15 protein-coding genes are annotated in these 21,770 nt (G+C 67.7%); 8 read left to right on the top strand and 7 right to left on the bottom strand.

The annotated features are described in order from the left end of the window. Nucleotides 1–13 precede the first annotated feature (13 nt). Both C1N71_RS13260 and C1N71_RS13255 read right to left on the bottom strand, forming a co-directional pair. Nucleotides 14–457 carry a hypothetical protein gene (locus C1N71_RS13260; RefSeq protein ID WP_137756837.1) on the bottom strand — a complete coding sequence of 148 codons (444 nt, stop codon included), beginning with the start codon at nt 455–457 and terminating at the stop codon, nt 14–16. A 2-nt stretch (nt 458–459) separates the two neighbouring features. Continuing rightward, nucleotides 460–996, bottom strand: a complete 537-nt coding sequence (locus C1N71_RS13255; RefSeq protein WP_137756836.1) for a hypothetical protein — start codon at nt 994–996, stop codon at nt 460–462. A gap of 185 nt (nt 997–1,181) precedes the next feature. On the opposite strand from C1N71_RS13255, the gene C1N71_RS13250 reads away from it, so the two are divergent. The 5 genes from C1N71_RS13250 to C1N71_RS13225 all read left to right on the top strand — a co-directional run bounded on the left by C1N71_RS13250 (nt 1,182) and on the right by C1N71_RS13225 (nt 7,706). Next, complete coding sequence (locus tag C1N71_RS13250; protein WP_137756835.1) at nt 1,182–2,810, top strand: AAA family ATPase; 1,629 nt, start codon at nt 1,182–1,184, stop codon at nt 2,808–2,810. Between the two features lie 24 nt (nt 2,811–2,834). After that, entirely contained in the window at nt 2,835–3,245 is a 411-nt protein-coding gene (locus C1N71_RS13245; RefSeq protein WP_137756834.1) for a hypothetical protein, read from the top strand. Between the two features lie 204 nt (nt 3,246–3,449). Further along, nucleotides 3,450–4,118, top strand: coding sequence for a hypothetical protein (locus C1N71_RS13235; protein WP_137756832.1), 669 nt, complete (start codon nt 3,450–3,452; stop codon nt 4,116–4,118). Beyond that, nucleotides 4,115–4,711, top strand: a complete 597-nt coding sequence (locus C1N71_RS13230) for a 4Fe-4S single cluster domain-containing protein (protein ID WP_137756831.1) — start codon at nt 4,115–4,117, stop codon at nt 4,709–4,711. The genes C1N71_RS13235 and C1N71_RS13230 overlap by 4 nt, the downstream gene beginning before the upstream one ends. 85 nt (nt 4,712–4,796) lie before the next feature. Beyond that, a complete protein-coding gene (locus C1N71_RS13225; protein ID WP_137756830.1) occupies nt 4,797–7,706 on the top strand; it encodes an ATP-dependent helicase in 2,910 nt (969 codons plus the stop codon). A gap of 36 nt (nt 7,707–7,742) precedes the next feature. On the opposite strand, the gene C1N71_RS13220 is transcribed toward C1N71_RS13225, so the two are convergent. Genes C1N71_RS13220 through C1N71_RS13205 form a run of 4 tightly spaced genes read right to left on the bottom strand, consistent with a single transcriptional unit; the run spans nt 7,743 to nt 16,576 of the window. Beyond that, on the bottom strand, nt 7,743–10,331 hold the full coding sequence (locus tag C1N71_RS13220; RefSeq protein ID WP_137756829.1) for a DEAD/DEAH box helicase: 2,589 nt from the start codon (nt 10,329–10,331) through the stop codon (nt 7,743–7,745). Continuing rightward, nucleotides 10,328–12,460, bottom strand: coding sequence for a site-specific DNA-methyltransferase (locus C1N71_RS13215; RefSeq protein WP_137756828.1), 2,133 nt, complete (start codon nt 12,458–12,460; stop codon nt 10,328–10,330). Before C1N71_RS13215 ends, C1N71_RS13220 begins: the two co-directional genes overlap by 4 nt. Nucleotides 12,461–12,515: 55 nt before the next feature. Beyond that, the gene (locus C1N71_RS13210) at nt 12,516–14,036 is read right to left on the bottom strand and encodes an AAA family ATPase (RefSeq protein WP_137756827.1); all 1,521 of its coding nucleotides are present in this window, start codon (nt 14,034–14,036) and stop codon (nt 12,516–12,518) included. Beyond that, nucleotides 14,033–16,576: a hypothetical protein gene (locus C1N71_RS13205; protein WP_217496004.1), complete on the bottom strand. Its 2,544-nt coding sequence runs from the start codon at nt 16,574–16,576 to the stop codon at nt 14,033–14,035. The genes C1N71_RS13210 and C1N71_RS13205 overlap by 4 nt, the downstream gene beginning before the upstream one ends. Nucleotides 16,577–16,910: 334 nt before the next feature. On the opposite strand from C1N71_RS13205, the gene C1N71_RS13200 reads away from it, so the two are divergent. From C1N71_RS13200 to C1N71_RS13190, 3 genes are all read left to right on the top strand, one after another. Further along, on the top strand, nt 16,911–17,315 hold the full coding sequence (locus tag C1N71_RS13200) for a hypothetical protein (RefSeq protein ID WP_137756825.1): 405 nt from the start codon (nt 16,911–16,913) through the stop codon (nt 17,313–17,315). Further along, the gene (locus C1N71_RS13195; RefSeq protein ID WP_137756824.1) at nt 17,312–17,884 is read left to right on the top strand and encodes a hypothetical protein; all 573 of its coding nucleotides are present in this window, start codon (nt 17,312–17,314) and stop codon (nt 17,882–17,884) included. The genes C1N71_RS13200 and C1N71_RS13195 overlap by 4 nt, the downstream gene beginning before the upstream one ends. Before the next feature lie 181 nt (nt 17,885–18,065). Next, complete coding sequence (locus C1N71_RS13190) at nt 18,066–19,844, top strand: DUF2075 domain-containing protein (RefSeq protein ID WP_217496003.1); 1,779 nt, start codon at nt 18,066–18,068, stop codon at nt 19,842–19,844. A gap of 9 nt (nt 19,845–19,853) precedes the next feature. Here the strand turns inward: C1N71_RS13190 and C1N71_RS13185 are convergent, their stop codons facing one another. Beyond that, on the bottom strand, nt 19,854–21,503 hold the full coding sequence (locus C1N71_RS13185; RefSeq protein ID WP_137756823.1) for a DUF726 domain-containing protein: 1,650 nt from the start codon (nt 21,501–21,503) through the stop codon (nt 19,854–19,856). Nucleotides 21,504–21,770 lie beyond the last annotated feature (267 nt).

The following is a 21,770-nucleotide window of genomic DNA, read 5'->3' as shown; positions in this document are numbered from 1 at the left end:
GCCGCGGTGGTCGTTACGGCATCGCGGCCGCGACGAGGGGTCGCAGCGCGGCGATGTCGTGCTCGATGTCGCGCAGCAGCTTCGTGCCCCGGTGGGCGAGCTGCTCGCTCGAGATCTCGATGAGCTGGATGCGGTAGCGGGCGCACTCGGTGCGGCGGCGCTGGTCGTAGGCGATGCGCTGCAGCGTGCGGACGGACGCGGTCATGAGGTCGGGGATGATCGGACCCGCGTAGTACTGCGCGGCGATGGAGTGCTCGGGCCAGTAGGCGTCGACAGGCAGCTTGCGGCGGGTGCCGCGTGCATCCGGGTCGGCGCGCAGCCAGTCGAACGAGAACTCGCGCAGCGCCTTGCGGCCCACGATCTGCTCGCAGAGACTGAGCACGTAGTGCTCGTCGCTGTTGACGCGGATCGGGCCGGTCGACAGTGGGATGTCGAGGGTCTTCGCGCGCGGAGCCATGGTCAGACCACGTCCGTCTCGACGTGCGCTAGCTGCGATGGCACCGCGATGTCGTGTTCGCCGGCGCTCGCGATGCGACGCACCTCGGTCACGTTCGGTGCGGGCTTGCCGGCGTCGGCGACGATCCACTCGCCGATGAGCGTGCGGCCGCCGTCGAGCGTCTGCAGTGCGACGCCCGTGACGTCGAACTGCCCGTACAGCGAGTGCTCGATACGGGCGGATGCGAGGTCGCCGTGGGCGAGGTCGACCGCGTCGACGGCGTCGCCGTCGAGGTCGTCGAGCGCCTCGAGTGCCTCGAACGCGCGGAGGGGCGTGGTGGGCTTGCCGGTGCCGGAGTCGAACGCGCGCGCCGCGAGGAGCCGCGACCCGTCGGACACGGTCGCGACCGTGCCGGCGTACTCGAAGAGCCCGTATCGGTCCTCGCGGAAGACGGCGCGCACGGGTGCGTCCGCGCCGCGCTCTGCGATCGCGGTGGTCATGGCGGCGACATCGCGCTTGGTCGATCCTTGCGCGGCGGCGAGCCGGTCGAGCGTGCTCATCGGCGTATCCCCTCGTCGGTGAGACCTGTGGGCAGGATACGCCGGGTCGCGATCGGTGGGAGCGGGGTTGCGGGGATCTGTGGAGAAGGGCACTCGCGTCGAGAAGGGACGCGATGGCTCAAGGACGGAGTTCGCGCAGCATCCGCTCGGTATGCTCGGCCCAGTTGCGGTCCGAGGGAGAGAGCATGACTGCGGACACCACGTCTTCTCGCTTCGTCTCGACCGTGGTCGAGTACATCCGAGCTCGCCATCCGATCTTGGTGGTCGAGTCGCAGGAGTCGGAGCGCGTCGTCTCCCTCATGTCGAAGGTGGCGACCGCTCCTGAGTTGCGCCAGCCTCGGCGAGTGGTCGCCTTTACATTGACCAACGGCCTGCACGTTCCCGGCGAGAGCGGCAACCCCTCGACCGTCGAATCGGCGTTGCAGCAGACGACCAAGACGACGGAGCCGACGATCTTCGTCTTCTCCGACGTCCACCACCAGCTTGGCGATGGGGCGAGGCCCGCGGATCCCCGCGTGATCCGCACCCTCCTCGATACAGCGCATGCCTTCCGGGTTGGGGCGGTTCAGCACACGCTGGTCATCACCGCACCCGCCGTGCCTCTACCGATCGACTTGGAGAAGGAGGCGACGCTCGTCGAGTTGCCGTTGCCGGATGCGAGCGAGATCGGTCGAGTCCTCGACGACATGATCCAGGCCAATGCCTCGGCGATCACGGTCGACCTCGACGCCGAAGGCCACCAGCGGCTGGTGCAGGCCGCGCAGGGTCTCACGCTCGGCGAAGCCGAGAACGCGTTCGCTCGTGCGATCGTGAATGACCGCCGACTCGATGCCTCGGACGTTGCAGTGGTGCTCGAGGAGAAGAGCCAGACGATCCGGAAGTCCGGCCTGCTGGAGCTCGTCAGGCCAGAAGGCGGACTCGACGAGGTCGGGGGACTGGAGAACCTCAAGCGCTGGCTGGCGAAGAGAAACGGCTCGTGGTTGGGGCTCGCAGGCGAGTGGGGCATCCCCTCGCCCAAAGGCGTTCTGATCACCGGCGTTCCCGGTTGCGGCAAGTCCCTCACGGCTGCATGCATCGCGTCAGCGTGGGAACTGCCGCTGCTGCGACTCGACGTGGGGCGAGTCTTCTCGGGCCTCGTCGGCTCGAGCGAGACCAACATGCGCCAAGCGCTTCGGTTGGCGGAGGCCGTCTCACCGTCGATCTTGTGGATCGATGAAATCGAGAAGGGGTTCGGTGGTCAATCGGGTGGCGGTGATTCCGGGACCAGCACGCGCGTGTTCGGAACCTTTCTGACCTGGATGCAGGAGAAGCGCAACACGGTGTTCGTGATCGCGACTGCGAACAAGATCGACGGGCTCCCGCCGGAGTTCCTCCGTAAGGGGCGCTTCGACGAGGTCTTCTTCGTCGACCTGCCGACGATTGATGAGCGTCAGGCCGTATGGTCCCTCCACCTTGGGCGCCGCCTGGCAGCTCCCTCGCGAGCGGCCGGCGAGGTCGTCGCGGATGAGATCACTACCCGAGAGCTGGCGGATGCATCCGAGGGTTTCTCGGGAGCCGAGATCGCACAGTGCGTCATCGCTGCGTGCTTCGACGCATTCGCGGAGAGACGTGCGGTGACGATCGACGACCTTCGGCGATCGATCGCGAACACGGTGCCGTTGTCAGTCACGCAGGCGGAGCAGATCACGGCGATCAGGGACTGGGCCTCGACTCGCGCCGTGTCGGCCACGCAGCAGCTCGATCGTGACGAGTACGCGTCGGCTGCGGTCGACGATGTCAGGGGCTGGCGCGGTGGACGTCAGATCGACTTCTGAGGACCGACGATGAGCGTTGAGCTAGTGCTGATCCCGCTCGGGATCGCCGCGATCGCGGCACAACGTGCGGCTAGGGCCACGTCGGTCTGCGAACGGTGTCGTGCCACGGTCGTCGGCGATCAGGGATTGGCGACCGAGACGCTCGCGGCCCTCGGATGGCGGGTGCTCCGGAACGAGATCGGTGCGATCGACGTCGAGACACCGGCGGGTCGGAGCACCTTCAGGCTCGTCGGTGAGGTGATGCTGGCCCGAGTCGATGGCGCTCCGGAGCATGTCACGCTCGCGATGATCAGCGAGTTCGATCGCATGGCGGGACTTGTGCTGCAGCACCGGGGCGTGGCCCGCGCGAGAGCGCAAGCTGAGGCGATGGGGATGCGTCTGATCGAGCAGCAGAGCGTCGACGGCGAGATTCGCCTCGTCTTCGAGGAGGCATGATGGCGAGATTCGAGATGCGGATCCTCGCTGACGGGACGATCAAGACTGAGATCCAAGACGCGCCAGGCGAACAGTGCCTCGATCACATCCCCACTGCCCGACGCCTAGCGCCGGGGGCTGAGGTCGTCAGCTCGGCGACGACCGCCGACTTCGCAGCCGTGGTCGACGTTCAACAGCAGCACCAGATCGAGAGGGTGGACCGTCATGACGCCTGAGGAACGGCTCTGCTCTCCGCGATGGAAGTGGGTGCACTCGCTCTGGATGCTCCCTGGCGTCGTCGGAGTCGGCCTCGCGACCTGGATGGGCTTCCTGTTCATCGGCGTGCGCGCGAAGCGCCGACTCTGGGTGGTGTTCGGCGTCGCCTACTTCGTCGCGGGTTGCGCGGTCATTGCGATCTCGTCGGCCTTCCCGACTGGCACGAAGGAAGAACCCGTGCCCGAGAACGCGTGGTCGGGCTGGGTCACGCTCGGACTCTGGGTCCTGGGGATCGCGCACACGATCCTCACGAACAAGGCCTGGCTCAAGGCGCGCGCCCATCTCGATGCAACGAGCCCCGCGGTCACGACCGTCCAAGAGGACACGGCACCGGGAGCGGGCGACTCCGGCCCGGTGGCGCTGGCGAGCGAGCCAGCCTCCGCCGATCTCAACAGTGCGAGCGTGGAGTCGCTCTTGGCAGCGGGTCTGCACCGCGACGAGGCGGACGCGGTGGTCGCAGCACGCGCCCAGGAACCCTTTGCCCAAGCATCCGCTGTGGTCACGCGAGCCGTCCTGCAACCGCATCGATTCGCTGAGTTGCGCGGACGACTCGTTGCAGACGTGGAGCCGCCGGACGCAGCGCCGCGGCCGGCGTCTGGTCGCCGACTCGATCTGTGACGATCCGCGTCGCGCGCGTCCTGCACGGGACGGTCGCCGAAGGCCCGGGACGTCGCACGGCGGTCTGGTTTCAAGGGTGCAGCATCCGTTGCCGGGGATGCGTCAACCCGCACCTCTTTCGCGCGTCCGGCGGACACCTCATCGAAGGCGAAGACGTCGTTCGAGGCGCGCTCGAGTCGGGCGATGAGGGTCTCACGCTCATCGGCGGCGAACCCTTCGATCAGGCATCTGGGGCCGGCGGTCTCGCGGTCGCCGCGCAGGAGGCCGGGCTCGGGGTTCTGTGCTTCACAGGCTACCTCCACGAGGCCCTGCAGACGCGCGGTGACGCAGTCGAGCTGCTGAGTGCGATCGATCTGCTGATCGACGGACCCTTCGTCGCGGAACGTCCGGAGCAACACCGACCTCTCGTCGGGTCGACCAACCAGAGGCTCATCCACCTCACGGAGAGGTACAGGGGGATCGAAGCAGCCCCTGGGCGCAATCGAATCGAGGTGCGGGTCGGCGTGGATGGCGCGGTCGACGTTGCAGGATTCACCGATCGCGATGGCACGAGCGCGTTGCGGGGTGCTCTTGGGCGTCGACGTCCTGGGTGACCGCTCGCCCCGCCGCGCGGCCGTCGGCCCTTTGCCCTGACCGCCGTGAGTACGCTTGCGACGACGTGTCAGAACGGAGCACTTCGTGAAGTTCAAGTGGGTGGCGCCGACGACGGCCACGCAGGTCGTGCCGCAGGCCTTCGTCGCCGCGCTCCCCGCGCACCCGTCGCCGAAGCTGCCCGTCACGCCCGCCCCGGCACCCCTCGAGCCCGGTGTTCGGATCGAGCCCGTCACGAAGGGTCCGAAGGCGCACGACGCCGACATCCCGGCCCTCTCCGGTGACGCGGCCGACGCGGTCGCCCACCGAGGCAGCCACCTGCAGATCATCGCCGCCGCCGGCTCGGGCAAGACGGAGGTCGTCTCGCAGCGGGTCGCATCGCTGCTCGCGGATGGGGCGCCGCCGGAGTCGATCGTGGCGTTCACCTTCACCGAGAAGGCTGCCGCCGAACTCAAGGAGCGCATCCGCGAGCGCGTCACGGCCCGCATGGGCGTGGAGGCGACCGATCAGCTCGGACGCCTCTTCGTCGGCACGATCCACGCATACTGCTTCCGCATGCTGCAGACATACGTGCCTCGCTACGAGACCTATACACCGCTCGACGCCAACCAGCTGACGAACTTCATCTACCGCGAGAGCAATCGCATCGGGATCACGGACATCTGGCCCGAGCGAGGACGCTTCAAGAGCATGGAGGTGTTCCAGCGCGGCATCGACGTGATCGAGAACGAGCTCATCGAGGTCGAGACGCTACCGGCCGGACCGTTCAAGCAGGCGGTCGCTGGCTACTACGAATCTCTCGATCGCTACCAGTTCATGTCCTTCGGCACGCAGATCGTGCGCGCTGTCGAGGCGCTCGCCGATCCCGAGACCCATGCGGCCGTGACCGCTCCGCTGCTGCACCTCATCGTCGACGAGTATCAGGATGTGAACCCGGCCCAGGAGCGACTGGTCGAGCTCCTCGCGAAGCCGCACGGCAGCGCCGACGTCGTGGTCGTCGGTGACGACGATCAAGCCATCTACCAGTGGCGCGGATCGTCGGTCGAGAACATCGTCACCTTCGCCGACCGCTACGACGACGTCACGCAGTTTCGGCTGCTCACCAACCGTCGCTCGCGCCCGGGCATCGTCGAGGTGGCCAACGGCTTCGCGCAGTCAATCGAGGGTCGCATCGACAAGCAGATGCTGCCGTTCCGCGAGGCAGACGGACCCAGCGTGGCGATCGCGCGCGACGACGGCGACGAGCACTCGGCCGCAGCGGCGATCGCCGACCAGATCCGCGAGTTCCACGCGCAGGGGCTGCCGTACCGCGACATCGCCATCCTCGTTCGCGGCCGCGCCGCCTATCCGGCGCTCATCGCCGCCCTCGAGGCCGGCGGCATCCCGGTGCAGGCGGGCGGGCGGTCAGGTCTGTTCGCGCAGCCCGAGCCGCAGGTGTTCGGCAAGACGTACGCCTGGATTAGCGACGTCGAATGGTCGACCGGCCGTGGGTCGCCGCGCGAGCGCGTCGAGCTCGCTCCACTCGTCGCCGAGTACGCCTCCGTGTTCGACCTCGACGGGGCGAGCGCAGTTGCGCTTCGTGAGCACCTCGAGACCTGGAAGGAGCAGGCGCTCGCCAGCACCTTCAACGAGAGCCTCGTCGGCGACTTCTACGCGCTCATGTCGCTGCTCGGGGTGCGTAAGTGGGATCTCGGCGACGCACTCGTGCGGAATCGGCTCGGTACCATCGCGCGCTGCACGACCGTGCTCGCCGACTACGAGGGCGTCAGCTGGCGCTCGCGCAAGGATCCCGCGGTGCCCGGTGAGCAGGTCGGTGGACAGAGCGGCGGCGCGTGGTTCTACAAGAACCTGGCGATCCTGCTGGTGAACTACGCCACCGGCCACTACGACGACTTCGAGGGTGAGGAAGGCGCCGCGGCGGATGGCGTCGCGCTGGGCACCGTGCACGGGTCCAAGGGCTTGGAGTGGCCCGTCGTCTTCCTACCATCGCTCGTCACGACCCGGTTCCCGTCGAGCATGAGCGGGCGCCGACAGGAGTGGCCGAGCGAGCTCGAGGGGCGATTCGAGGTCAGCCGCTACGAAGGGACTGACCCAGACGAGCGGCGGCTCTTCTACGTCGCCGTCACGCGCGCTCGCGACGCTCTCCTCCTTTCGAGCTTCTCGCTGCAGCCCAGCGGCAAGAACCGTGGGGCCTCGCCGTTCTTCACCGAGGTGGCAGCCTCCTTCGGAGGCGCCGGCGCGCCGACCTCAGCGACGTCGAAGGGCGGCCTGCAGACGGAGGACCTCGCCGTCACCTACAGCGAGCTCGCCGCGTATGAGTCGTGCCCCCGCAGCTACCTCCTGCGCAACGAGCTCGGGTTCACGCCCACCATCCAGCCGGAGCTGGGCTACGGCAACGCTGTGCACCACACCATGCGGGTGCTCGCCGAGCGCACGCAGGCGACCGGCGAGGTGCCGAGCACCGCGCAGATCGACCAGCTGCTCGACTCGGAGTTCTTCCTCCCGTATGCCAATAAGGCCGGACATCGGGAGATGCGCGACAAGGCCCGCAAGCTGGTGCTGCGGTACGTGCGAGAGCATCCGCAGGACCTGCTGCGCACGTGGGCGACGGAGCGCCCATTCGAGCTGTACCTCGAGGGCGCCGTGATCTCCGGCCGCGCCGACGTCATCTACGACAACCACGAGGGGCAGGTCGGTCGCCTCGCGATCGTGGACTACAAAACGTCAACCGGCGGCAAGGTCGACCCGCTGCAGTTGCAGATCTACACGGAGGCCGGCCGCCGTGAGGGGCTCGACGTCGGCGCAGCCTTCATCCACGACCTCGGGGCAGAGCAGCGCCATGACGTGGCGGTCGACACCGCCGCGATCGAGGCGGCCGAGCGGCAGATCGTCGCCACCGTCGAGAGCCTCCGTGCGCGTGAGTTCGAGCCGAAGCCCGAGCGGCGCAAGTGCCGCCTCTGCGACGTGCGCTCGATCTGCTCGGCCGCGGCGCGCTGAGCGAAGACGGGCCGCCTTGCAGACGGCCCGTCCACCTCACACCGTGTAGTCGACCGCGATGTCCGACGTGTAGAAGTCGACGGCGGTCTTCGGCTCGTGCAGCACGCTCTGCTGCACGGGGCCGCGCTTCATGTCGAGCACGCGCAGCTGCTTGCCGACCGCGGCGACCGACTCGATGCGGTGGAACTCCGCGCCGAACTCCTGGGCGAACTCCGCCAGCGCTTGCAGCTTGACGACGGCGTCGTCGAGGTGCGTGCCGTGCGGGTCGACGATCGACGCCTTCACCTCGCCCTGCACCTCGTGGAAGAAGACGAAGTCCGGGTACATCGTGCGCCAGCTGCCCTGCGGGTCGCGGTACGCGATGCCGAGCGAGTCGTTCGCCGACCTCGGCGGGTTGCGGTACCAGCCCAGCGCGCCGGGCTGGTCGAGCTCGGCCATCACGACCTGCTGCTCCCATGAGTTGAGCGACGAGAGCGGGAAGAGTCCGTCCTCGTCGGACATGAGGTGGCGATCGACCACCGGAGCCTTCGACACCTGCTCGTGCTCGTCGACGACGCTGTAGTCCTCGACCCGCGACCGCGGGCGACCGAGCGATGCGCGCTGCGGCTCGGTCGTCATGGCGCGGATCTCGTCGTAGTCCTGCTGGCGCACGTCGGGCAGGCCCTTGATCGCGACCCGGTGCGCAGCGAACCAGCGGGTGGCGAGTTCCGTCGCTTCCTGGTCGACGCGGGCGCGCACTTCCTTGACGGTCGCGAGAGCCGAGGCCTTCACGTACGCGTCGCGCAGGTCGTCGTCGCCACCTTCGCGGTCGGCGAGGTGGTTGACGTAGGACTGCGCGATGTCGGCGCCGAACGCCTTCTTCGCCTCCTCGAAGGCCGAGCGGATGGCGCGGTCGTCGGCGCGCATCGAGAACTCGCGGTACGAGAGCTTCGTCGAGCCCGAGGTGCCGACGATCTGCTGCACGTCGACGCGAAGCACTTCGTCGATCTGCTCGTCGAGCTTGGCGGCGTAGCGAGTGGCGAAGCCGTCGAGCACGGCGTGCATCTCGGTCTCTACCGACTTCAGCGCGCCCGGCACGACCCCGTCGTACGCCAGCGCCTGGGCGAGTGCGACGAGCCGCTGCACCGGGCGGGCGCCGCGCTTCGGCAGCGTCTGCGTCGGCAGCGCGTCCCAGGCATCCCAGACGGCTGCCGGGATGTTCGGGTTCGGCGCTAGCGACTTGCCGTCGAGGATGATCTTCTTCGAGCCGCCGCTGCCGGGCATCTCCTCGAGCTGACCTGTGAGGAATCGCACGACCTTGCCGGCCGTCGTGCGGTCGAAGAACGGCAGGATGCACTCGACCGAGTTGAGTGCCTCGTCGCCGGGCACGCGCCGAGCGAGCGGGCTGCGCACCATGCGGCCGAGCAGCTGCGTGATGTGGGTGCTGTCCTTCGCGGGGCGGAACGACACCATCACCTCGGCGCGCGGGCAGTCCCAACCGGTCGAGATCGCGTCCTTGGCGATGAGCACGCGCACGCTTGGCGTGTCCTGCACCCGCTGAGGCTCGATCCACGGCACGTCCCACGCGCCGAACTCCTGTCGCGTGTGATCGCCGAACACGTGCGCGACCTGTGCGCCGCGAAGGTCGTCGACCTCGGCGGCGATCGCGTCGAGCGCTCGCCCGATCTCGTCTGGATCGGGCGTGTTCGGCACCTGCAGCACGAGGAGCGGCACGACGGGCTCGGTGAGGCCCTGCTCGCGCGAGTACTCGGACCACCGCGCACTCGTCGCAACGAGGCGCTGGGCGGCGAGCGTCACGAGCGTCGTGTCGAAGTTGCCCGCCTCGTTTGGGATGTTGAGGCTCACGACGTCCTTGACGAGGCCGGACTCCTGTACGAGCGAGGCGTCGACCCTGACGGCATTCAGCCGTGACCGGCCAGAACCGCCGCTCTCCGCGGCCGCCATCGCCTCGTTGAAGTGGTCGATGGTCGCCGAGATACCCCAGACGATGGGCACCGGCGGATAGCCAGCGTGACCCTGCACCAGCTTGCGCACGAGCGTCGTCTTGTCCTTCGACGCCTTCGTGTTGAACCCTCGGTGGGCTTCGTCGAGCACAAGGTACAGGGTCCGATCCTCGTCGGCGATCGTGTTCGCGATCGTCTCCCAAATCGTGAAGCCTTGCAGGTCGGGGGTTGCAGCCACGCCGAAGTCGAGCGCCGACTCGTCCTCGGTGTGCCCGCGAGTGAGCTTCGAGGTCTTCGACAACTTCTGCGTGTTGAGGAAGTAGACGCGGCCCGGCTCGAGCTTGGGCGTCGCGAACGGCGGCTCGATAACGACGAGGTCGGACGGGTTGATGCGGTCGGACGCGTCGAGCAGTCGCATGCGGGTCTGCTCGTTGAGATTCGGGTCGTCGGAGAACCAGAGCACGACGGCGCCCTTGTCGGCTTCGACGTCGAACATGGTCGAGCCGTAGAAGAGCGCCTCGATTGCTGCTGCTGCCATGACGGTCTTGCCGGCTCCGGTCGGCGCGGTCAGTGCGAGCGATGTCGTCTTGCAGTCGCGCTCCCACAGCGTCTTGGCATCGCCGAGTTGACGGAGGACGTCGTCAACCGCCTTCTCCTGGTAGTCCTTCAGGGTGAACCTCACAGGGCGCTCCGGCTCGTCTCGATCTCGAAGTTCTGCAGGTACGCCTCGTAGAGGCGCACAGGCTCGACGCCCTCGGGCAGCTCGCGCACCGTGGACTCGAATAGACGGTCCTCGTCTGTAACGATGAAGACCATGCGCGCTGTCTCGGACGCGGCGAGCGCCTCGATGAAGGCTTCGGAGTGGTTGAGGTCGGCGAGTACACCGTAGAACTCCGCGACATCCCAACCTGCGGTGACGTCGTCGATACGGCGGCCTCGGGAGCCAGCGCGAAGCCACAGCAGCGGCGCGATTCTCGCGAACTCACGGTGCGACGAAACGCTGAGCGGCGCTTCGTACGTCAGTGTGAAGAACTCCACGTTTTCCAGGAGCCCGTCGGTCATCGGGAACTCGTCCGTGAACTTGTAGTCCCCCCGGACGGGGACACCATCAGGCGTTCTTCCAGTGATGGCGCTCGCGACTCGTGGCTTCGTGATCGCTTCGCAAATACCTGAGCGCTCCCAGGTCTCGTCGCCGGGGCGAAGACCTGCATCGCGGAGCGCGCGCTGATCTTCAGCTGCAACCTCGTTGTTTGTGATCGAGATTGCACGTCGCTCGCCACCGTCCTGCTTGTTGAGTCGCATCACCGCGTGAGCGGTCGTGCCGGAACCGCAGAAAAAGTCGACGATCGTCGCGTTCGGCTTCTCGGCGACGAAGAATCGAAGCGTGTCCTCGACTGCGTACAGCGACTTGGGGAACGGGAACGTGCGACCGGGAAGCAACTGCCGAAGAAGGTTGCTCCCGTGATGGCCAGCGCTATGGCGGCCCAGAGTCCAGACAGTCGTTGCGCGGAACTTGGCTTCCGTCGGTGCATCATCGGTCACGATCGAACCGTCCGCGCGATGCCCCACAACGGCGTACTCCTTCCCAACCTTCGCCTGCTCTCCGGACTTGAGGTAGGCGACTGCGGTCTCGCTGCCGTTGGGTTTGCCAAGTCGTGCGAAACCGCGTTTGAAGAGGTCTCGGAGGGTCTCGGGGCCAACCTGCCAGCGTCCCTCGGAGCCGTCCGTTCGAATCGGCCACACGGGGGTGAGGTGGGGCGGGAACTCGACGCTCGCGCGTGGCACGCCCTTGCCGGGTGACGTGCCGGCGTCCACGAACTGCGTTCCATCCTCACTAAGCAGAACTGGATAGAACATGCCTTCGCGATCCTCGCGACGAGCGCCTGTGCCGGTTCGTTTCAGGCTCGCCCAATGGATAGTGCCGCGAACAGTCGTTCCGGCGCCTCCCCATTCCTGCCCCAGAGGTAGCGCGGATACGGCCGACTCCCCAACGAAGACGCAAAAAATGTACTCTTCAGACCGCTTGAACAGGCGGCCTCGGGCACTGCCCTGAGGCGCGATCACGGTCGTAACCATTTGAATCTCAGCCGCGGGAAACACCTGCTCAAGCAGCAGTCCCAGCCGCAGGTACTCCTTCTCATCGATCGTCACGATGAGCACGGAGTCGTCGGGGTTGAGCAGATCCTTCGCGAGCTTCAGGCGACGCTCCATGAAGGCGAGCCACTTCGAGTGGCGGTAGAGGTCCTCGCCTTCGACGTAGTCGTTGTTGTACTTCCAGTCCTTCGCGCCCGTGTTGTACGGCGGGTCGATGTAGATCGCGTCGACCTTGCCGCGGTGCGTGAAGAGCAGCGTCTGCAGCGCGTGGTAGTTCTCAGCGTTGATGACGGCGTGGTAAGGCTTGTCGCCGCCACGCTCGACCTTGCCGGTCGACACGAGACCGGGGTAGATCGGGTCGCGGAACTCTGCGACGACCACGAGGTCATCGACGAGCGCATCGCTCGTCTCCGCCTCGTTACCCAGCAGCTCGAGCTTCGCCGAGCGTGCGTCGTCGTCGGTCCGCGCGAACCCGGTCACGCGCCAGAGGCGCTGGTCGCCGGAGCCGATCTTCGATCCGCGCGGCGGCAGCACGCGCACCTTGTCGCCACGGCGCACGGGGCGGCCCGGCAGCTCCACCGCCTCGGGCGCGTGGCGTTCGAAGTTCAGGCCGAACGCGCGGCGATCCGTGAGCGCCTCGACCTCGCGGCGGAGATCCTTCGCGAGGGCCGCGTCGGTCTGATCGAGACGGCGCAGCAGGTCGTTCAGCCGGGACACGGAGGCTCCTTCGTCGGGGTGGTGGCGCAGGCACGATTCTCTCGGGCCGAGATGATCACGCGTCGTCCGACACGTCGATCGCCCCGCGAGCGAACGTCGCGAGGATGCGCTGGTGCGTCTGCCTCGGCAGCTGCCGCGTGCCGGGCTCGCCGAACGGGGTGCCCGGCCGTGCCGGTGCGTCGGCGAGCAATGCGTCGAGACCTGGTCGGGCGAGCATGAGCAGCCCATGCGTCGCACGGGTGCAGGCGACGGCGAGCCGGCCGAACGCCGAGTTGAAGGCATCGAGCTGCGACGCGCCATTGAGCGGGTGGATCGCGATAGTGATGCCGTTCGTCTGCCCCTGCCACGAGTCGACCGTCGACGCGACGATGTCGCGGTCGGTGAGGTCATGGCGTTCACGTAGGCGCGCGACGACGTCGGTCGCGTCGTCGACCGACTGGTTGCGAGTGGCCAGGATGGTGACGAGCGGGTTTTCGTGATCGCCGCGGGCGTGCGTCGTCTCCCACGCGCCGGTCGGCCGGCCGGGTACGTCGATGTCGTACGCGGCGGACACGAGGCCTGCCCGGTGCTCGAAGAACTCGTCGAGCAGCTGCTCTGCGAACAGCATGAGCGGCAGGTCGACGTCGGGAGCCTCGGGGTCAGGCAAGCCGCCGACCTCGAGCAGCGTCGGCACGCCCGAGCCGACCTGCGACCACACGACGGCGGCGTCCTCGTCCATCGTCCCAAGGTCGATCGCTCGGTCACCCGGCGCAGCGACGCAGTCGAGCGACTTCCACTCAGGGTAGAAGGCCCGCCACAGCGCAAGGTGGCCGGCAGCGGGGCGCCAGACGGTCGGCAGCTCACGCGACCACGTCTCGGCATCGCTGTCGAAGTCGGTCGGCCACGCACGGTATGGGTTGAAGCCCGGGTCGCCGCGCCAAGGGTTCTCGCCGATCTCGAGCGGCGGCAGCTGCCCGACGTCGCCCACGCCCACGACCCGCGGCGCGACCTTCGCGATCTTGTCGAAGAGATGGTGGGCGATCTGCCAGGCCTCGTCGACGAACAGCACGTCGAACGCCGACGTGCCGTCGAACGCAGGGCCGAGGTGATCGCGGATGCGCTTCGACTCGTTCATCACGCCAAATCGTGCGACCGTCGCGATCACCACCTGCACGTCTCGCGGCAGCTGCTTCGCCTGGGTGACGACCGTGGCGGCGTCGTGGACCTCCTGCGGCACGTCGATGAACGACTCCTTGCCCGACAGCAGCGCGACGCGGTCACGTCCGAGCGCTTGCCCGAGAGCGATCGCGAGCGGGCGCACCTGCTTGTTGGTGAAGGCCGTGATCGCGACACGACGGCATCGAGTGTGCTGGGCTGCTTCGACGACGAGGCGCTTCAGCGCGTACGACTTGCCGGCGCCCGCCGACGCCTTCAACAGCATCCGCAGCATCGGCGACTCGCCTGCGAGCATCAGCTGCAGCTCGTGGCTGGCCTCGTCGGCGACGACGTCGTTGAGGATCGCAGCCTCGTGGTGATGCGTGTCGCTCGTCGCCGAATCGAGCGGCGCGGTGAACGGACCCCGCTGGTCGTCACTCATTCGAGGTCATCCAACGTCTGGTCGGAGGGCGCCGAGACGCGAGCCTCGGCGAACGGGTCGCCCTGCGCTGCACCGACTGCCGTGACCTCGAAGGCGTCGGCATCGACGACCGGGGGCCACACCTGCGGGTTCAGCTCGCCGCGTTCGCGACGCCTGGCGAGCTCGTCTGAGAACTCCGACTCGCGCGACTCGTGCGGTCGACAGCACCACTGGTGTTCATGCGGCGCGTCGGCGAAGGCGCCTTCGGCGCAATCGGGCTTCGGCGCAGACCGGTCATCTGCCTTCGGCTTCGAGATCGGCAGGTGCTGGTTGCCCTTGTTCGGCGAGAACCACGCGAAGTCGGCGATGACGATGCGGTCTCCGATCTCGAGCTGGGGTGGGGTCGCAGGCGCCCATGCCAGTCGCTGCGGCGTCTCTGCGTCGATCGTCGCGAGCGGGCCGATCGCGAGTCCGCTGATCTTGATGGAGGTGGCGAGGGACAGGTCGAGCGAGACGCCCGTGCCCTCGACCGTCGCCGAGTCGCCCTGCGCGATCATGACCACGCGTGTGCCTGCTGCGATCCGCCGCGACTGCACGTCGAGCACGAGCGGCGCGGTCGACACCACATCGGCGAACGCCAGCTGGCGGGTGCCGGCGTCGCCGGCGAGGTCTGCGGCCGCCTGCGGGTTCGACACGACGAGCATCTGCGTCGTGCACGTGGCGTCGCTCTCGAGCATCGGCACCAGATCGTTGCGCCACGTGCGATACGTGCGCCCGAAGCGCACCAGGTCGGATGCGCGCAGCGAGAGCCGCCGCCGCCAGACGGCCTGTGCATCCGCCTCGATCGCACGGTACGCGATGCGCAGCGCCGACGACGGGAAGTCGTCGAGCACGTCGAGAGCCGTCTCCATCGTGAGCGCCTTGTACTCGAGCTCCGACGTCACGAGCGTCGCGTATCCGTCGGGGTCGGCGGCGCCCGACTCCGGCGCCTTGCCACGCCGACCCACGAGAGCTTCGTGGATCTCGTCCGAAATTCCATTCGTGAGACGTGCGCCAGGCGTATGCGCAGAGGCCTCGATGGCGTCGGCGAAGTCGCGGTGCGCGAGCGCAGGGCCATCCAGCGACTCCGACCAACCGGCCAGATAGTCGAGTCGGCCGGCGTTCGTCGCCGGACCGCCGACAGCGAGGTGTCGGGCGAGCACGTTGCGCAGGTCGATGATCGGCGCCCGCAACGAGAAGCCGCGCGCGCGGTCGTCCTCGAGCAGCAGTGCGATCGCGGTGCGCTCCGTCTCGTTGATCGCGCGGGGGAGCGTCGCGGGCTCGCCATCGTAGGTGAGCGCGGGTCGACGCTGATCGAGATCGCGCTGCCAACGCAGCCGACTCAGTTCGATGCCGGCGAGGTTGTCGGCGATCGAGACCAGCAGGTCGGCGGTGGCAGCGTCGGGCACGACCAGGTGCACCGATTGCGGCTCGGGCGCAGGAAGCGAACGGAGCTCGCGCATCGCCTTCGTCAGGGCGCTGCCGAGCAGGCGCATGATCCTGCGTCGGGTCTCAGGGCCGTGCGGGTCGTCGAAGGTGCTGTACTCCCACTCCCCGCGGCCTTCGCGAGGGATTCGCTGGATGCCGATCCCGTGCACGCCCAACGCCGCACCGTCGGACTTGGCGAGCACGAGATTGACCGTGCCCGGCTGGCCCGCTTGATCGACGCGTCGCTGACCCGTCGACTGCGCATGGCCGGTCAGGGTCGCGGTGATGTTCGCTGCGGTCGAGGCGGGGATCGCACCGACGGGCGTGGAACCGTCGACGAGACCGAGGGCCTGGGCGCGTACGGCCCTCGGTACACCGAGCTCGATGAGCAAGTCGTTCGGCGCCGACGACCGCCGGAGCTCGTCGCGGCAGTAGGAGAAGAGCGTGCACGTCGTGCAGGCGGCGGGATCGTAGGTCGCCTCGAGGTGGCGGACGTGATCGACGACCGACTGATCCGGCGTGTAGCCGGACTCGGCGGCCTCACGCCGGCGCTCGCTGATGCGGAGCGTGACCTCGTTGTCGTAGTCGGCGAGGTTCTCGACGATCGGCTCGGGTTGCAGGAAGGCGTTGCGGGGCACCGCGAGCACGCCAAAGGTATGGACCTCCTGGCTGTCGGGCAGCTGCGACCACGCTCGCGCAGACGCCGCGCCGACGGCGACCTGCAGGAACCCCTTCATAAGACGGGCGTCATCGATGCGCGACCGTACGCGTTCGTAGTCCTTCGCGTCGCCCATGACGAGCCAGGTCGAGTCGGCTGACGCTCGAGCCACGACCGCGAAGTCCGGCTTCACGTCGGTGGCGCGAGTGTGCTCGTAGCCGACGAACGGCACCGCCAACTGGAAGATGAGGGTCGCCGTGCCGTCCTGCAGAGCGCGTTCGTGCGCATCGCGTAGGGCGGAGGCAGTGGCGTCAACATTGGAGTGCGCGTCGACGGTCGCGACCGCCGCCGGCCGCTCGAGCTTCAGCGCGCCGACCGTCCTGGTCGCGACCTGGCTTGCGAACGCCTCGTTGCGCACGAGCCGTTCGAAGGTCATCGCTCGCATCCACCGAGCGCTGGGAATCGCGCCCGACGCGTCCTCGAAGCCCACTGCCTTCGCGAGGTTGCGGCGCGTCAGCCCGGTAATCAGCGGATCGGTGCCGCGAAAGCGGGCGCACGCAGCATGCGACGATGATGCGACGGCACTGGAGCCGCCGCCTACGACCTCGAGATCCATGCCTCTCCATCTCTCGCGCTCGCGAGTTGCGACACTGAATTTCGCTCAGCGTACCCCTGGTACGACACCGATCGTCGAGGTGTCTCGTCAGCCGCCATCGCTGCGCGCTGTCAGTCGTCTATGCGATGATCTCTCAACTTCGGAGAGGTGTCTCATGGCGATCCAGGAATGGCCATCTCGTCTGACTCCAGACGAGATCGGTGAGCTCATTCGTACGGGCGTCCGACCCGCGCGACCTGCCGGCTGGTCGCCCTCGCCGGACGCGGATGCTTTGCTCGACGAGGAGGCGAACGCCGTCCTGGCTGCCATCGCGCGCTCGGCTCGCCCAACCAAGGCGTCGGCCGTGGCGGACGACCCCAACCTTCTCAATGGCATCGACGGAGCGAACCAGCGTCGACCCGTCCGTACGGTGCCCTTCTGGGCAGCGGTCACTTCAATGGCCGTGGGAGTGATCGTCGGCGCGAGTTTCCTCTGGCTCGGAATTGAATGGACCGGTCAGGCGGAGTCGATCCGCGATGCGGTCATCGACATCGAGTTGCAGATCGAGGAGCTGCAGTGAGCGAGCGACGTGGCCTCTCGATGCGCACCTATGCCTTCGTGCTCGTCGCAGTGCTGTTGCTCGCGAGTGGAGTCGGTGCATTCGCGTACGCAGCCAACGCAACACTTGCGGCTGCGCAGGGAGCTCTGACAGACGCCGAGACGCGACTTGACACCGCTCTTGAGGAGCATGCCGATCGCGTCGAGCAGGAGCACCAGCAGGAAGCCGCAGCGGCTGCGGCGGCCGCTGCGGCGGATCAAGCAGCTCGGGAACTCGAGGAGGAGCAGGCACTCGCAGCGGAGCTTGGACTCACACCAGCTGGCACACCGGGGCTCTATGTGCAGTGGGCGCCGACGACCGACTACACCTGCGGATACTGGGATTGCGCTGCCTTGTACATCGTCTCGCTGGACGCCACGTGCCCATCGATGGTCTACGTCGAGGCCAACATCGTCAGTGGTTCTACGGTGGTGGGATTCACCAACGCCACGCTTGGCTCTCTCCGACCGGGCGGCACCGGAGCGGTGATGCTCGAGAACTTCACCGGCTTCGCGGGCGAGTTCGACCTTACTGAGGTCAACTGCTGGTAAATCGAGCGCGCAACGCGGAGTAGCCTCGGACGCAAGTCCGTCCGGCCCGACAGGCGCGTCTCGCTGACAAGCCTCCACCCGAGCGGGAAGTCATCGTGCTTCCAGGGGTGTCGTCGTGCCGCTCTTCCGCGGGTCCGTGTCGTCGTTGCGTGCTCTCGCCGAGTCGGATGAGATCGTCGACGTGCTCTCCGAGCAGTTCCGCTTCCAGCTGCAGCAGCGACCGAGCTTGGCCGAGCAGCGGTCGTGGAAGCGGAGCCTCGACGTGCTCTCGAACGATCTCGTCGATGCTGGACTCGCGGACCTCGAGGTACTGGTCGAGTATCAGCTCCCGCTGACGAGCAAGCGCGCCGACGTCGTGCTGTGCGGCGCGCATCCGAGCACGGGCGAGCTCTCGTACCTCGTCGTCGAGCTCAAGCAATGGGCAGCGGCCAGGATGCTTGACGGCACCGATGACGTCGTCGTGATGGACGGTAGCGAACGGCTGCATCCGATCGCTCAGGTCGACGGCTACACCCGCTACCTCCAGGACTTCGTCGCCTCGCTCGACGACGACGCGACCCGAGTCGCAGGCGTCGCCTATCTCCACAACGCCACCGATCGCGACCTCGGAGACCTCTGGGCACATCCGCAAGCGTCGGAGGGCCGGATGTTCACCGCTCAGCGACGAGGTGAGTGGCTGCGGCATCTGCAGTCCTGTCTGAGTGCCGATGGCGGCGTCGCGGCCGATCAGCTGCTCGGCTCTGCGGTGCGTCCGAGCAAGCACTTGCTGAAGGTGGCGGCCGAAGAGGTGCAGCAGCGCGAGCAGTTCGTGCTCCTCGACGAGCAGCAGGTGGCGTACTCGCTCGTGATGCGGGCTGTCGACGCGGCGATGCGCGCCAACACCAAGGAAGTCATCGTCGTCACCGGTGGCCCCGGCTCCGGCAAGAGCGTGATCGCGCTGTCGCTGCTCGGTGAGCTCGCCCGTCAGGGCCGCACGGCGATGCACGCGACCGGATCGAGCGCGTTCACCAAGACGCTCCGCAAGGTCGCGGGCAAGCAGAACAAGCGCGTGCAGGAGCTCTTCAAGTACTTCAACTCGTACATGGCGGCCGAGCCCAACGGCATCGACGTGCTCATCTGCGACGAAGCACACCGCATCCGCAGGACCTCGGCGAACCGCTACACGAGTGCTGCGCTCCGGACCGATCGACCGCAGGTGGGCGAGCTGATCGATGCTGCGCGTGTCCCAGTCTTCCTGCTCGACGAGCATCAGGTGGTGCGTCCGGGTGAGATCGGCACGCTCGCAGACATCCGAGCCGCGGCGGACCGCAAGCATCTCAGCGTCCGGCACATCGACCTCGACGGCCAGTTCCGGCTCGGCGGCAGTCGGGCCTATGAGCACTGGGTCCTCCGCTTGCTCGGGCTCGAGCCCGGTGGGCCGACCCCGTGGGAGGGCGACGACCGGTTCGACGTCTCCGTCTACTCGCGCCCGAGCGCGATCGAGGAAGCACTCCGCAAGCGGTTGGCTGATGGTTACAACGCTCGCATCGCCGCGGGGTATGCGTGGAGATGGAGCGACGCGAAGGGCGGTTCGCTGCCCAACGACGTCGTCATCGGCGACTGGCAGCGGCCCTGGAACAACAAGAAGGACACGAAGGTCGGCGACGCCCCCGGAACGCCCTTCTGGGCGAGCGACCCCGCCGGCTTCGATCAGGTCGGGTGCGTGTACACGGCGCAGGGCTTCGAGTACGACTACGCAGGCGTCATCATCGCCGACGATCTCGTCTGGCGCGAGGACCGCTGGGTCGCGCGTCCCGAGTTCAGCCACGACTCGCAGGTGAAGAAGGCGGAGCCGGAGCAGTTTACGCGCGCCGTGCTCAACACCTACAAGGTGCTGCTCACGCGCGGCATGCGCGGGGTCTCGATCTACTCCACCGACCCGGAGACGCAAGCGATGCTCGAGCGGCTCGTCCGCCCCTGAGCCAGCCCCTCAGCGGCGAGCGCGAAGCTCGACGAAGTCGTGGTACGCCGAGTGCTTGGCGACCGACTCGCTGACATCGACGTCGACGATGTTCTGGAACGAGGTCCCGAAGCCCACCTGGCCCACGGCGCGCTTCCCGAGCTCGGCGGTGCGGTAGATCCGGCCGAGCACCTCGTCCCGTGTCGAGTGGTAGTTGAAGACGGTGCCACGCACGCTCGAGTCGAGGTCCTTCCAGTCACCTCCCACGCCGACGGCAGCGCCGAGGAGGTGCACATCCTCGACCAGCGCGGGCCCAGGCTTCGTCGCGAGGATCTCGGCGGTCGCGAGCATCATCCGTGCTCCGAGGCTGTGGCCGATCAGGATGAACGGCGCGGACTCGACTCGCGCAAGGAGGTCGGCGAGCACGGCCGCCGTCTGCTTCGTCCTGTTCCTGGCAAGCAGCCACGGGTTGGTCGCGACCTCGTACGCGATGAGCGCTGCACCGAGGGGCGGAATCAGGTTGGCGCCCTTCTTCCATGCCTGCATCGCGAATGCGCGCAGGCCGACACTGGCAGCGACCTTGCCGCCCATGCCCCCTGCGAGCACGGCGAATGCCGCCAGCTCCTTGGCGCCCCAGTGCACGCGGTAGACCGGGTTGTCGGCATAGCGCACGGTCACGATCCGCTCCCAGTCGTGCCAGCCGTCGCGCTTCTGGGTCAGGAATCCAGAGGCCACCAGCACCGGGCTGCCGACGCCATCCCGCAACTTCTCGATGGCGAAGGAGTCGTCGTCCTCGAGGTACGCGGTGGCGGCCACTGCGCTCAGGCTCCCGCCGAGGGCAGCGCCCGACGCCGTCACGACCGCCGTGCCGCCGGCCATGCCGAAGCCGCCGGCTGCCAGCGAACCTCCACCGAGCACCGCGAGTCCGTGGCTCGAGGCAGCGGCACCGCTGAGCGCTGGACCGATGAGTCCGCTCGCTCCGAGTGCTCCACCGATCGCGGGAGCCATGAAGAAGACTGCAGGGCCGAGGACGGCTGCGCCGACGCCCGCGTAGAGGACGGCTTTCGTGGCGAGCGCCAGGTTCGGGGCATCGAACGTGCGGAGATCGTCGATGGCGTCGAGGTCGGCGTACCGCTCGTTCGCACGCTCGAAGCTGCGGATCTCGTGGCGGTGCTCGCTGCAGAACGCGGCGAGTCCGACCGAGAAGTGATGACGCCGGGCCATGTAGCGGCAGTTGGCGGCGAAGCACGGCGTCGTCGCCGCGCCGCATCCCGAGCACAGGTAGACCGACGGCGAAAAGGGTCCATCGACCTCCCGGTGCGTCGTCTCGACGAAGCAGCACGAGCACCATCCGCGGCGAGCCCGATAGGAGCCGTAGTGCATGAACTCCGCGAGCTGCAGCGCGACCTTCGCGTTGCGCTCCGATGCCTTCGCGAAGGCCTTGCGCTGCTCGTCGTCCTCGGTCTTGCGCGCTCCATGCTCGTTGACGCCGTAGTTCAGGAGGTTCTCGCGCAGAGCGTCGTTGGCGATGAACTCCTCGTCCCCAGTCAGCCTCGGTTCTGCATCCGTCGTCACGTCGTCGACCGCGAGCTCGATGTGACGGCTGACGCCCTTCTCGGTCGAGACGACGGTGCAGCGAAAGCCGGTCTCGCCGAGCGGGACGAACTGATACGAATCCACGACTTGCCTCCTAGGCGTGCGACCGCGCAACACGGTGTCGAACGCAGCGTAACCCGAGCCGACTGCGGGGCAGTCGCGAGACGCGGGCGACGGCGACGGGCCGTGTCGGACGGTGTCGCTACCGTCGACGCGGGCTCACGAGTCGCAGCCCTCGGCGCTTGGCCGATTGCGAGGCGCCCTTGCTCGCCGAGCGGGGTGCTCAAGGCAAGAGCTGACGGCGTGCATCTGCGTGCGGCTAGTCGGCGGCTGTGACCGCTCTTCCGAAGA

The sequence above is a fragment of the Agrococcus sp. SGAir0287 genome, assembly GCF_005484985.1.
Taxonomy (GTDB): Bacteria; Actinomycetota; Actinomycetes; order Actinomycetales; family Microbacteriaceae; genus Agrococcus.
This window is presented reverse-complemented; position numbering and strand designations above follow the sequence as displayed.